The sequence below is a fragment of the Cyanobacteria bacterium GSL.Bin1 genome, from assembly GCA_009909085.1.
Classification (GTDB): Bacteria; Cyanobacteriota; Cyanobacteriia; order Cyanobacteriales; family Rubidibacteraceae; genus Halothece.
In genome coordinates, this window is the sequence record JAAANX010000173.1 from 1 (window position 1) to 13327 (window position 13327).

General features: G+C 43.5%; 13 protein-coding genes. 6 read left to right on the forward strand and 7 right to left on the reverse strand.

Going from position 1 to position 13327, the window contains the following annotated elements; all coding sequences use genetic code 11:
* Positions 1-66: 66 nt before the first annotated feature.
* Positions 67-1527, reverse strand: coding sequence for a hypothetical protein (locus tag GVY04_20035; GenBank protein ID NBD18335.1), 1461 nt, complete (start codon positions 1525-1527; stop codon positions 67-69).
* Positions 1528-1782: 255 nt separating this feature from the next.
* Positions 1783-2565 (reverse strand): TIGR01548 family HAD-type hydrolase, encoded by a 783-nt coding sequence (locus GVY04_20040; protein NBD18336.1) that lies wholly within the window; start codon positions 2563-2565, stop codon positions 1783-1785.
* Positions 2566-2620: 55 nt separating this feature from the next.
* On the opposite strand from GVY04_20040, the gene GVY04_20045 reads away from it, so the two are divergent.
* Positions 2621-2944 (forward strand): 30S ribosomal protein PSRP-3, encoded by a 324-nt coding sequence (locus GVY04_20045; protein ID NBD18337.1) that lies wholly within the window; start codon positions 2621-2623, stop codon positions 2942-2944.
* Positions 2945-3020: 76 nt separating this feature from the next.
* On the opposite strand, the gene GVY04_20050 is transcribed toward GVY04_20045, so the two are convergent.
* Together GVY04_20050 and atpD are read right to left on the reverse strand one after the other, a co-directional pair.
* Positions 3021-3437 carry a F0F1 ATP synthase subunit epsilon gene (locus GVY04_20050; GenBank protein ID NBD18338.1) on the reverse strand — a complete coding sequence of 139 codons (417 nt, stop codon included), beginning with the start codon at positions 3435-3437 and terminating at the stop codon, positions 3021-3023.
* A gap of 84 nt (positions 3438-3521) precedes the next feature.
* Complete coding sequence (gene atpD, locus GVY04_20055; protein ID NBD18339.1) at positions 3522-4976, reverse strand: F0F1 ATP synthase subunit beta; 1455 nt, start codon at positions 4974-4976, stop codon at positions 3522-3524.
* Between the two features lie 301 nt (positions 4977-5277).
* On the opposite strand from atpD, the gene GVY04_20060 reads away from it, so the two are divergent.
* The gene (locus GVY04_20060) at positions 5278-6081 is read left to right on the forward strand and encodes an inositol monophosphatase (GenBank protein ID NBD18340.1); all 804 of its coding nucleotides are present in this window, start codon (positions 5278-5280) and stop codon (positions 6079-6081) included.
* A 261-nt stretch (positions 6082-6342) separates the two neighbouring features.
* The gene (locus GVY04_20065) at positions 6343-7323 is read left to right on the forward strand and encodes a tetratricopeptide repeat protein (GenBank protein NBD18341.1); all 981 of its coding nucleotides are present in this window, start codon (positions 6343-6345) and stop codon (positions 7321-7323) included.
* A gap of 67 nt (positions 7324-7390) precedes the next feature.
* Here GVY04_20065 and GVY04_20070 read toward each other — a convergent pair whose 3' ends face one another.
* Positions 7391-7672, reverse strand: a complete 282-nt coding sequence (locus GVY04_20070; protein NBD18342.1) for a hypothetical protein — start codon at positions 7670-7672, stop codon at positions 7391-7393.
* Between the two features lie 192 nt (positions 7673-7864).
* Here GVY04_20070 and GVY04_20075 point away from each other — a divergent pair, with 192 nt between their 5' ends.
* Positions 7865-9172: a 2-oxo acid dehydrogenase subunit E2 gene (locus GVY04_20075; GenBank protein NBD18343.1), complete on the forward strand. Its 1308-nt coding sequence runs from the start codon at positions 7865-7867 to the stop codon at positions 9170-9172.
* A 4-nt stretch (positions 9173-9176) separates the two neighbouring features.
* Here GVY04_20075 and truB read toward each other — a convergent pair whose 3' ends face one another.
* Positions 9177-10046 carry a tRNA pseudouridine(55) synthase TruB gene (truB, locus tag GVY04_20080; GenBank protein NBD18344.1) on the reverse strand — a complete coding sequence of 290 codons (870 nt, stop codon included), beginning with the start codon at positions 10044-10046 and terminating at the stop codon, positions 9177-9179.
* A 19-nt stretch (positions 10047-10065) separates the two neighbouring features.
* Positions 10066-10299 (reverse strand): hypothetical protein, encoded by a 234-nt coding sequence (locus tag GVY04_20085; protein ID NBD18345.1) that lies wholly within the window; start codon positions 10297-10299, stop codon positions 10066-10068.
* A gap of 485 nt (positions 10300-10784) precedes the next feature.
* Here GVY04_20085 and GVY04_20090 point away from each other — a divergent pair, with 485 nt between their 5' ends.
* Positions 10785-11510 carry a response regulator gene (locus GVY04_20090; GenBank protein ID NBD18346.1) on the forward strand — a complete coding sequence of 242 codons (726 nt, stop codon included), beginning with the start codon at positions 10785-10787 and terminating at the stop codon, positions 11508-11510.
* 91 nt (positions 11511-11601) lie between these two features.
* Positions 11602-13327 (forward strand): hypothetical protein (locus tag GVY04_20095; GenBank protein NBD18347.1); only part of this gene is annotated, 1726 nt, incomplete at its 3' end.

Here is a 13327-nt window from a genome sequence, read left to right on the forward strand (position 1 = left end):
CTTTAGGGGAAATAGATGCTTCACCAAAACCTTTTGCCATGACCAATCCTGATTGCTAGATGGATTCTAATAGCATATTACAGCTTCATTTTTCTTGCGCTTACCCTGGGTTCGGGCTTGAATTTTCTGATAGTAGCCGAGGTGATACGGAACCGGATACCCTTCGCCACCAATGAGAATAGATCGCTTGGCAAAAACTGGAATATTATTGATTTCTTCAATTACAGAAGCCACTAAACTGTCTTGAGGTTGTTGTTGTAAAAACTGATAGAGATTGGGATAGTTACCGACCACATATTCCGTATCAGGAAATTCGTCCATTAATAACGGATTGAATATAGGAATTGCCAAAAGTAAGCTGATCGCGCTGATGACTAAACTTTGTTTGAATGTTCGATAGGGCTGCTGGAATCTCTGACTCATTTGAATTAGCGTTGCGATTAAAATAACAAATGCCATTGCCCCCGCGATCGCGCTAACCAAACGCAATGTATGTTCCGTATAACGACTGGGAAGATGCAAGCGAAAGAGGAACAAATGAGACAACAGAAACATTCCCAACGAGGCCAGGGTAATATCAACTAAAATCCTGACTTTTTGGCTAATTTTTGAGAATAAAGAGAACTGATATCGAAAAGGCAATAATAAAATGAAAATACCCGTTGCAATTAACGGTAATACGGTTTGAAACCGAGGCATCAACCCACTTCTTTGTCCCGTTACCCAATAGTCTCCTTGATCGCTCACAAAAAACTCACTTTTCCCATCTTCTAAAAATGCCAACATTGTCCTTGCTTGTTCAGCACTAATAACCGGATCATAGGCTGAAGATTTCAAAGCGTAAAACAGCATTACCCCAAAAGAAACGAAGATCCCTAAGAAGCAAAACTGACATTGTTGGCGTAAAGCAAAACTTAACTTTCCCTGCTTCCAAGTGATTAAATCTAAGACTAAAATCCCTGCTGCAATTAAAACGCCTTGTGGATAAAATAAACCGAGTAAGATGATGCTGACTAAGCAAGGAATCAATTTTTGTCGTAGTAAGTAACAAACAAACGCAGTGAATAAAGGATAGATAAACGCAACGGGAGTTCCTGAGACTAAATCATCTCGTAGCCACAGGTATTGGTTGAACAGTAACGTACTCAAAAATCCTGCTAAGGGAACCGGGAAAATTTCTAAAGTAATCCCCCAGCAATAACCGGTTAAAATTAAATCTAATCCCAATGGCAGCAGTTTACTAAAAACGATTGGACTGATTCCCAATTGAGCAATTAATTCATATAAAAAACTATATCCTAGTGGTGCTACGGATTGAAAGTAGTCAGCAATTAAATCATTAGGAAATAGATTAGAATCGAGAAAACGCAGTGTCCAAAAAACGTGCTGTCTTGCATCATCTTGAATAACATACTCACTACTAAATGCTTCTTGTAACGCCAGAAAACTATAAAGAATTGCAAAGGTAAAACTGAGCGTTAGCCAAAACAGTCGGTTTCTTTTATTGTCATTAATTACCCCGGGCATTGGTTTTATCCTTCATTCCTTTAAGATGCACTCAGTTGAGGGGACTCTCCCTATAAAAATAGATAGCGCTAATCTAAAAACCAATTTTTGAAACGAAACATTGTGCTTCAAATCTGCCTTTAGTATGGGCAATTTAACCTTTCCGGTTCTACCGATTCTAGGACTTCCCCAATCATTTTATGTTTTTATGCCGACTTACTTAAACAACAAATTTTGAGAGAACCATTTGTGTTCACTACGATCAATTAACTGTAACTAGCTAACCATTGTCTGAACTACTTTCCCTGATAATTCCTCAACATTGTTCAACACCATGATTGCGCCTGCATCCTTGAGGTTTTGCCTGTACTGTTCCACGCGCTGCGGTGATCCAGCGACCACATGAGGGGGTAAAATCCCTACAGCAAACCACTTCCGATTCGGTTGTGCCAATTGCGCTTTCCGAATCGTTTGCATATCGGCGACTGTATCTCCGGCATAAAAAACCGGTAAGGGATCATCGGGATAGAGTTGCTCAACTGTCGCAAATAATCCGGTGGGATCCGGTTTTCCTGGTGCATCTTCCATTGCCACTAGCACCGGCGATCGTAACCCTAAGCGCTGTTGCAGGACATACTCTGCCGAACTTCGAGTTGCCCCACTAAAAAAGCCCCATAAAATCTGATCACGGGTGAGAGTGTCCAAGTAAGTTTGACTTATCAAAAGGGGCTCATCGGCAATATAGCCATTCCAGGCTTGGGGATCGGTTCCCCGATAGCGAGACTGAAAAAAGGCAACTAATTCGGTATAGTCAATTTCCAGATTTTTTCTCGGTTGACCTTGGGATTCAAAATAGCGATAGACTAACTCTCGTGACGCTTCCCAATCATTATTCCAAATCCCTTCCCCTTTGAGATCGTCAATGGCTTCTGGAGAAGGACGATAAGCTCCCTTGGTTAACTGTTCTACCGTATCAGCGAGGGCGCGTCGATAAGAGCCAGCAACATCGCGCACCACGCCATCAATATCAAAAATTACAATTGCCTGCGGTGATGACATGAAGAATATCCGTTAGAATAAAGGACTGTACAATTAGCATTAATGATTGAATTCAATGGAATCTGTCGAAGTCTCTTCCGAAGCGCGTTTTATTTTAAAGGTTTTATGGTTAGATGAAAATGTCGCCGTTGCTGTGGATCAGGTGGTTGGAAAAGGCACCAGTCCTTTAACTGCTTATTTCTTTTGGCCGCGCAACGATGCTTGGGAACAGCTTAAAGAGGAATTAGAATCCAAAAGTTGGATTACTGAAGAAGAAAAAATTGATTTGCTTAACCAAGCCACAGAAGTTATTAATTATTGGCAAGAAAATATTAAGCATACCCCCATGGCAGACGCACAACAACATTTCCCCAACATTGTCTTTGCGGGTAGCAACTAACAGTGACCAGCGATCAGTTAACAGTTACCAAGTTTGATTTCAATTGATGACTGGTAACTGCTAACTGAAAAAATAATTATTCCGGTGCTTTGCCAGTAGCCGCTTGCAGGCGCGATCGCGCTCGCTTTAAAGCTTGAGTTGCCTGAATAACTTCTTGGCGCTTATCTGCTGCTTGTGCTTTCTCTAAACGCTCTTTAGCTTCGTTATAAGTTTCACGGGCTTTGTCCGGGTCAATGTCATCACCTCGTTCGGCACTATTGACTAGAATCGTCACTTCATCTGCTTCGACTTCGGCAAATCCGCCCGCGATCGAAATGCTGAGCCAATCTTTTTGGGGACGTAACCGCATCACCCCAATATCTAAAGCGCTAAGCAAAGGAGCGTGACCGCTTAAAATTCCTAATTGTCCGGTTGTACTGGGTAAAATCACTTCTTCCGCCGATGAATCCCAGACGGTATTATCTGGGGTAATAACGCGTACAGTTAAACTCATATTTTTTAATCAACTTATTGATAACTTAATTCAGGGGGCAGAGGGGGAGCACTCCCCTCAAGTCCCATCGCCTTGCTGGTCAGATTACTGCTCTTCCTTCATTTTTTGCGCTTTCTCAATCGCTTCTTCAATGTTTCCGACCAAGTAGAAGGCTTGCTCGGGAAGATCATCGAGTTCCCCGGAAAGAATCCGTTGGAAGCCTTTGATCGTTTCCTCTAAAGTGACGTATTTTCCGGGCGCACCGGTAAAGACTTCCGCTACGAAGAACGGCTGCGATAAAAAGCGTTCAATTTTACGAGCGCGATCCACCGTTAAGCGGTCTTCTTCCGAGAGTTCATCTAAACCGAGAATGGCAATAATGTCTTGCAGTTCTTTATAGCGTTGTAATGTTGCCTGAACTTCACGTGCCGTATCGTAGTGTTCTTCCCCAACAATATCCGGTTGCAGCATCGTGGAACTAGAATCAAGGGGATCCACCGCGGGATAAATTCCTTTTGACGCTAATCCCCGAGACAATACAGTCGTTGCGTCTAAGTGAGCAAAGGTGGTTGCCGGTGCCGGGTCCGTTAAGTCGTCTGCAGGGACATAAACCGCTTGAATCGAGGTAATCGACCCTTCTTTGGTAGAAGTAATCCGCTCTTGCAGGTCACCCATATCGGTACCGAGCGTCGGCTGATATCCCACCGCCGAGGGCATCCGTCCTAACAAGGCTGATACTTCCATCCCGGCTTGTACAAAGCGGAAGATATTATCCACAAAGAGCAAAACATCTTGCTTCCCAACATCCCGGAAGTATTCTGCCATGGTCAGCGCCGTTAAGCCCACGCGCATTCTCGCACCCGGGGGTTCGTTCATTTGACCGTACACCAGGGCAACTTTCGATTGGCTCAAGTCTTCAGCATTAATCACATTCGATTCGACCATTTCACTGTAGAGGTCGTTTCCTTCGCGAGTGCGTTCTCCCACACCGCCAAATACAGAAACACCACCGTGAGCTTTAGCAATATTATTAATCAGCTCCATGATGATGACGGTTTTCCCCACACCCGCACCACCAAAGAGACCCGTTTTACCACCGCGTCGATAGGGGGCAATCAGGTCAATCACTTTAATGCCCGTTTCAAAAATGGAAGGTTTAGTTTCTAATTCAGTCAGTTGAGGAATGGGGCGGTGAATCGGGAATTGATCCTCAGAGTTAACATCTCCTTTCTGGTCAACGGGTTCACCAAGAACGTTAAAAATACGACCGAGAGTAGCTTGACCCACGGGAACGCTAATGGGAGCGCCGGTATCTGCCACATCCATGCCGCGAACTAGACCATCGGTTCCGCTCATTGCAACGGAACGAACTACGCGATCGCCGAGGAGTTGTTGGACTTCACAAGTAACGGCAACATTATTTCCTGCTTCGTTTTTGCCTTCAATCCGTAAGGCATTATAAATTTCAGGTAACTCACCCGTTGGAAATTCTACGTCAACCACCGGACCGATAACCTGCACGATCCGACCGACATTTGTTTTTGCTTTAGTGCTGACCATGCTTGACAAGCCTTAGTTTCTTATTAATTTACTATCTGGATCTACTGTATGGGACTTTGGGATTTTCGACGAGACGAATCACACCAATTGCTGGCAGCTAGATAACCGCTTGATCTTCCTAAAATTTAAACAAGGAAATCGCTAGTTACACAGGAATAGACTTGATCCCAAAATCCTCTAGCAGATTTTATCACGTTGATGAACAGTTCCGTAAAGGAAAAGGCAAGGGAATCGCCATTGAGTGAAGTCAATCCGTTTAAAATATCAAAGCAGTCGCTTAAATTTTTGGGATCATCACTTCGTGGAAACAACGGACCAACTCAAAACCTATTTAGAAATTGCCACCGAAGCTGCCCTGGCTGCAGGTGCTGTCCTCCAAGAGTATTGGGGAAACTTGAGCCAAGTGGAGGAAAAAGGCCGCTCTGGCGACTTAGTCACCAATGCCGATCGCGCTTCGGAAAAAGTCATTTTAGAAATTATCCAGCGCCATTTTCCCACTCATAGTATTTTAGCGGAAGAATCAGGTTCATTCGGAGAACAAAGAGCGGATTATCTGTGGGCAATTGATCCCCTCGATGGGACGACAAATTATGCTCACCAATATCCCATTTACGCGGTTTCAATTGGTTTGCTCATTGCCGGTGTGCCCCAAATCGGGGTCGTTTACAACCCAGCTCGGGCAGAACTCTTTCGTGCAGCTCACGGGTTAGGAGCGACTTGTAACCGTCAGCCCATTCATGTATCCCAAACCCAAAACCTGGCAAATAGTTTACTGGTAACAGGTTTTGCTTATGATCGCCGTGAAACGAAGGATAATAACTATGCGGAGTTTTGTCATCTCACTCATCTGACACAAGGGGTGCGGCGCAGTGGTTCAGCTGCCCTCGATTTAGCCGATGTAGCCAGTGGGCGGGTTGATGGCTATTGGGAACGCGGACTTTCCCCTTGGGATATGGCAGCCGGAATGGTTTTAGTCGAAGAAGCAGGAGGAAAAACGAGTGCTTATGATGAAAGTACCGTTTCTTTGGCAGAAGGGAGAATTCTTGCAACCAATCAGAGGATCCATACTCCTCTCAGTCAAGCCTTGCTCAATCCCCCTGGCTAAGGATGTCTCATCGTTAAATCGACTCATGATTCTTCTTTCAGTACGCACATTAATATTGTGATCTAAAATAGAAGTAAGTTATTTTCTTATGATGACCTGAGATTGGAGTGAAGGGGATTTTGTCACCACTATTGAGAAAACAATCAAAGGTTTAATCGATCTCAAACTAACGTTAAAATAGTTTAAATCACAGACTTTGTCAGTAAAGTCAACCCAATTTAAGATGACTTGCTTGCAGTACTTTTTCACCAGGAGTCTCCAATGCCAACACTTGCCCCAATTAAATGTGGACTATTTCAGTTTAATATTGTTGACTATCATGCGATTCTCGGACTTCCCATTGGTGCTTCTCCGGAGCAAGTTCGCAAACGGTATTTGCAAATCACTCGGCTTCTTTTTCCTGATTTGAGAAAATTACAAACTGAGGAAGAAAATCAAATCGCTGATCAATTATTATCTAAATTCGTGAACCCTGCCTACGAAAATTTATTTAAAAATCAATCTTCTCGTAGTGAACATTTATTAGTTTTGCAACAAATTGCTACCCATATTGGTCAAGAAGGAAAAGTCAAATTAAAAAGTAAAAACGCGCAAGAATTCGCCCAAGCAGGAGATAAGAGTAATATTGACTTAATTTATAAAAAATATCTGAATGGACTGGCTAGCAAAGAATATCAAGAATTGAATAAAGCCTTGAAAAATATCGCCTTAATTAGTGAATTTAATCTGGTTTATTTGATGGTAAAAAATGGTCAAATTCAAACAGAAGAAGCAACAAAAATTAAAGCAGAAACTGACAAATCAAGGCAAACAAAACAACTGGAAACGCCACCTTCGCAAAATACAAACGAGGAAATTTCTCCAGAAGAAAAAGTGGGAAAACTGGTTGCTCCTTATTTACGTCGGGGAAAACAGTTTATTGATAAACAAGATTACACAAAAGGCATTATGGAGCTAAGAGAAGCTTTAAAGCTCGATCCTAAAAATAGTCAAGCTCATACCCTATTAGGGTTAGCTTATGTCAAACAAGGTCAACTGGGAATGGCAAAAATTCATGTTAACAAAGCACTCCAACTTGACCCGAATAATGAAATGGCATTAGAAGGAAAACAAGTTTTACAAAAACGTTTAGGAGAAGGAAAAGGAACCGATAGTGGGTCCAAAAACCCTGCTGCTGGCAAAAAAGGAAATGGCGGTCGTGGATTTCTTGGGGGACTGTTTGGTAAGAAAAACAAAAATTAAAATAATATGATTAATTATTTTGGTTCTCCTAGACTAAATATGACAAATTAAGAACAAAAATGCCAATTTAACGGGAGCATGTCAGGTTATCGATATTAAGTAAATCAATGATCAAGAAGGGTGTTTCATCCATTAGGTTATCTTCTTCAAGATCAGAAAAAAACCAATATGTCACACCATTAGTTAAAACACCTATCCTTGCTGATGTCGCATGAAAATATCTGTGAAGTTGACTCCTATGGGCGAAATTTAAATCAACTCTCTGATTTTTGCACTCGAACAACATAATAATTTCTTCATCATTTTTAATAGCATAATCAACTTTTTCTCCTCGTTTTGTACCAGGCAATTCAGCTGAGTATTCAGGGAGTGTTACGACAAGTGTTCTTACCGTTGTCCTGAATTAGCCCCTTCTTTAGGCAAGCTTATCGAGAACTGAGAAATCGTCTCATTTCGGTGTGCCATCAGAGCCGAATCATTGGTATAGTTGGTAATTGTTAATTATTGACTGTTAATTATCTACGCTTAAGGGAACGACTCTATGATCCGCGACATTTTCATGCCTGCCCTCAGTTCAACCATGACCGAAGGAAAAATTGTTTCTTGGGCAAAATCTCCGGGTGACAAGGTAGAGAAAGGGGAAACCGTGCTCGTAGTGGAATCAGACAAAGCAGATATGGATGTGGAGTCGTTCCATGATGGGTACTTAGCAACGATTCTAGTTCAAGAAGGAGAACAAGCCCCTGTCGGTTCTGCCATTGCCTTACTCGCAGAAACCGAAGACGAAATCGAAACCGCAAAACAGCAAGCGGTGAGCAAAAAGACTGCCAGTAATACGGCACCTGCTGAAACAAAAACTCCCGAACCTGCTGCCACCCCCGCTTCCGCTCCAAAATCGGCAGCATCTGCTCCCCAAACGGCTTCCACGGCAAACAAAGAAAATGGTCGGGTCGTTGCTTCTCCCCGCGCCCGCAAATTAGCCCAACAACATAATATTGACTTAGCGACCCTCCAGGGCAGTGGTCCCTATGGTCGGATTGTCGCAGCAGACGTAGAAGCAGCAACGGGCCAAGCACCAACAGCACCTACCCCCCAAGCTGCCCCTCAGCCTTCACCGCAACTGACTCCTCAAGCTGCTCCTCAACCTACACCGCAAACAGCTCCTGCTGCTGGAAAAGGCGAAGTCGTTCCCTTCACTACCCTGCAAAGTTCTGTTGTCCGCAATATGACAGCAACCGTACAGGTTCCTACCTTCCATGTTGGTTACACCATTACTACGGATGAATTGGACAAACTTTACAAACAAATTAAGTCTAAAGGGGTCACCATGACCGCACTGCTGGCAAAAGCCGTGGCAATGACGCTGCAAAAACATCCTTTGGTCAATGCTAGCTATAGCGATCAAGGCACGCAGTACAGTGCTGCCATTAATATTGCGATGGCAGTCGCGATGGAAGATGGCGGATTAATTACGCCAGTACTACGAAATGCAGCAGAACAAGATATTTATACTCTGTCTCGCAATTGGAAAGACTTGGTGAAACGCTCTCGGACTAAACAATTACAGCCAGAAGAATATAGTACTGGCACCTTTACTCTCTCCAACTTAGGTATGTTCGGTGTGGATCGCTTTGATGCCATTTTACCGCCTGGACAAGGGGGAATTCTTGCCATTGGTGCGTCTCGCCCCCAAGTCATTGCCACGGATGATGGTTTGTTTGGGGTGCGTCGTCAAATGAGCGTAACGATTACTTGCGACCACCGGATCATTTATGGCGCTCATGCGGCTGCCTTCTTACAAGATCTAGCGCAGTTAATTGAAAATAACCCACAATCGTTAACACTCTAGGCAATTAGGATGCAATAACCGTTTTGGGTTTCAAAACTTGGGGAGGGAGTTTCTCCCCAATGCCTAAAAAGTTTCCATTTTCGCCATAAACGCGGACAAAACTTGCTTGTTCACATTCCTCTGGCAACACTAAGAACTGCCCTTGGCACCAGCGTTTGGCTTGTTCTGAAGATAAATCAATGGGCTCTAAATGCTGTAACGGCTCATCGGCAGAAAGGGGGGTAAATGTTCCTGTTTGTAATTGCGTTTCTAAGGTAGAAAGAGAAAGACTTTTTTCAAGCGTAAAGCCGCTACTTTCGGTTCGTCTTAAACCAGCAAGGGTACCGCCAACGTCGAGGGCATTTCCTAAATCTCGCGCAATGGAACGGATATATGTCCCGCTTTTACAAGCAATGTGAAGGGTTAGTTCTGGAAACTCTCCCGGTTGCCAATCTAAAATTTTAATCTGGTCGATCTCGACCTCTCGTGACGGTAACTCCACTGTTTTCCCTTGTCGAGCTAGATCGTAGATTCGCTTTCCGTCTTTTTGAATTGCACTATACATTGGGGGGATTTGACTAATTTTGCCTAGGAATTGGGGTAAATAGGCTTGAATGACTTCTAGGGTTAAGTGAGAAGCAGGGGTTTTTTCAATAATCTCCTCTTCTAAGTCGTCACTCGCTGTCCGACACCCCAAACGGAGGGTCGCCTTGTAAACTTTGGTATTAGCAAAAAACTGTAATAAGCGAGTCGCTTTTCCCAAAGCTAGGGGTAATACGCCAGTTGCCGCCGGATCTAAGGTCCCCCCGTGTCCGACTCGTTTCATTTTTGTCCAACGTCTCACTTTTGCCACACAGTCATGAGAAGTCAAGTTAAGGGGTTTATCAAGGTTAATAAATCCGAGTAGAGGTTGATTATTCACCGTAATTGATTGAGTCGTCACTTTGATGAGTTTTCAATGCTGATTCTACTTCAGCCAGACGTTCCTCAACTTCAGTTAAGCGCTGATGACAGGAGGGAAGTTCTAAGTAAGTTTCGAGGGCAGCAATTACGATGTCGGACTTACTCTGACCGGTATGTTGCATCCGCTCAAAGATCGCCTGCTCTAGTTCTGGTGGAATTCTGACGCCAAGGAATGGATTAGGCATTAGTCCCTCAGTCAGCTATCACGGCTAAGGTATAGAAAAACATAATACCAGTCGTTGATGAATCATTATTGACTTGATGTCGTGAATGAATTAAAACTCAACTAAAATTGAAGTATATGCTCATTTAATAATAAATAAATCTTAAAAAGTACTTTTCAAAATATTTTTTTTATGATATGTAATCACTTTTTTTGACACCGACAATCCTGAAAACTTATGTTATCATTGTGATAACATTTTAATAATTCTTTACTGAAATAGCATTGACGCTGGCTCAAGTTTGTATACAAAAAAATCTGAAGTCACTTTTAGAAGTAAGTTTCGTTCTAAGAAAAAATGAATTAAGTAACCGAAAAGTCCTTTTTAGTGATAAGCATATTAATTGGCAAATCATTAAAAGTTTGTCAAAGAATTGTGATCAAAATAGACCAATTGCAGTCGAGTTTTAAGCAATTTTGCAAGGAGTATTAAACGTGGCAAATCAAATGGAAAAAATTCTTGTGGTCGATGATGAAGCAGCGGTCCGGAGAATTTTACAAACTCGCCTATCGATGGTGGGCTATGAAGTTGTGATTGCTGCTGATGGAGAACAGGCTTTAGAGGTATTTGCGTCAGAACAGCCTGATTTGGTGGTTTTAGATGTGATGATGCCCAATGGGGATGGGTATTTCACCTGTAAGGAGTTAAGAAAAGAGTCGAATGTTCCCATTATTATGCTGACTGCTTTAGGAGATGTAGCAGACCGCATTACCGGGTTACAAATTGGTGCCGATGATTATTTAGTCAAGCCGTTTTCGCCGAAAGAGTTAGAGGCAAGAATTCATACAGTATTACGACGCTTGAAGAAAAATACGGATGCAGTCATTCCTGCTTCGGGAGTGATGCAAGTGGGAAAATTGCAAATTGATACGAACAAGCGACGCGTTTATATGGGAAACGAGTTAGTTCGTTTAACGGGTCGCGAGTATAATTTGTTAGAGTTGCTAGCCAGTCATTCTGGGGAATCGATTTCCCGAACAGAAATCCTCAAAAAAATTTGGGGCTATGCCCCGCAGCGTCATGGCGATTTACGTGTGGTTGATGTTCATGTATCTCGATTACGAGGAAAAATTGAAGCGGATCCTAAAAATCCAGAACTCATTATCACTGAGCGAGGGACGGGTTATTTATTTCAACGGGCGCGAGTTGTAAATAGTGCTCAGGCATGTTGAGTATTTTCATAAACTTTTCTTGATCGCACTGGTAAAATAACCTTAGGCTATCAGTAAAATCAACAGCGCGATCGCGCCTGGAATGGTAAAGATGACTCAGCAACCTCTTTCGCATGTTTCCCGATTTTCCCCTCCGAAGGGGCAACATCATCTCTTACTTTTAGGATATTTACTTCCTCTTAGTTTACTTAGTGGTGGCGTGGTAACAGCGCAAGCTTCTCCAGAATCACCAGTGCAAGAAGACAAAAAGATGAATCAAGAGGAACCCGCTTTCTCCCTTGCACCGATCGAAGCGTCCACAGAGAATCAAGAAAAACCAGCTCTTCCGGATTATAAATCGGCTTCTCCTATCCATATCAAGGAACCGGAAATGAAAACGGCATTAGCTTCACCCGCCCCACAACCGGAAGCAAAAGTGGAAGCACAGCCTGAACTGCAATGGCAACAACAGCCAAAACCGGAAGCGACCTCACGAGCAGCTAATGCTCCTGCTAGTTCAGGGTCAGACGTTGCCGAGGAAGCAACCGCCTCGGAACTGGCTTATTTAGAAGCGTCTCAATCGTCTCAAAACCCGCAAGCCACCGTTCAAGTTGACCCGAGACAACCCAATCCTCAAAACAGTAATAGTTCCCCCACTGCCACTCCACAATCAGCAGCAGAATCCCAATCTCTAGTTTGGCAGAAGGTAGAGAAAAATAATAACAATGATCTCCTGGCTGCCAACATGGAGTCACCAACCGAAGAAAGTCACTTATCGACCCCTCAGTCCAAACCAGCAGTTACTCAAGAAGCAGTTAACGTTCCTTCCAGTTCAGGGTCAGACGTTGCCGAGGAAGCAACCGCCTCGGAACTGGCTTATTTAGAAGCGGCTCAATCGTCTCAAAACCCGCAAGCCACCGTTCAAGTTGACCCGAGACAACCCAATCCTCAAAATAGTAATAGTTCCCCCACTCCACAATCAGCAGCAGAATCCGAATCTCTGGTTTGGCAGAAGGTAGAGAAAAATAATAACAATGATCTCCTAGCTGCCAACATGGGGTCACCAAGCGAAGAAAGTCACTTATCGACCCCTCAGCCAGAGGTTAACACTGCTGCTATTAATTGTACATCAGGCTCAGGAGATGGAGTACTGCCCAGTAGTACCTGTAATGCTCTCGGGAGGAGTGATCAAAAAATAGCGCAATCTTCTTCAACATCCTCATCAACAGTAGAAACCCTCCCTAATCTTGAGAAAGAACAGCCTTCTTCTGCTGTAGAGCCAATTCCATCTTCCCAAGATAATAAACAACCCTCGGATCGTCCTGAATATCAATCAGCTACTCCACTTCAACTTAATCAATCGCAAGCGCAAGCGACATCAACCCAATTAACCTCTCAAGCCCAACCAGAATCGGAACCGAAGCAAGAACTACAACCCATTCAACCACTGGTTAACTCTCCCTCAAATTCAGCCCCAGAGGTTCCTAAGGAAGCAGCAATTCCTCAGGCGAATCCTTCTGATCCAGAAAGTGTTGCTGAATCTTCCCAGCCATCTCAACCAACCGGTAATTTTGAATCAAGAGCGTCTAATTCTGCAAGTAATAACCCAGTCTCTAACCCCCAATCCGAATCTGGAGTTCCCCGTTGGCAAAAAGTGGGAGCAGCAACTAACGATTACGTTGATTTCAAGAATTACCCCCAAGCTAATGAAAACAGTTTACCTGCTCCCCGAATCGAAGTCAGCGATCGCGCAAAGAACTGCACCACGATTGTTGAAGGTGGAGAACTCATTAGCGGCAGTTGTAATGTTTCCCAAGATCAAACCGCTTCTCAACAAG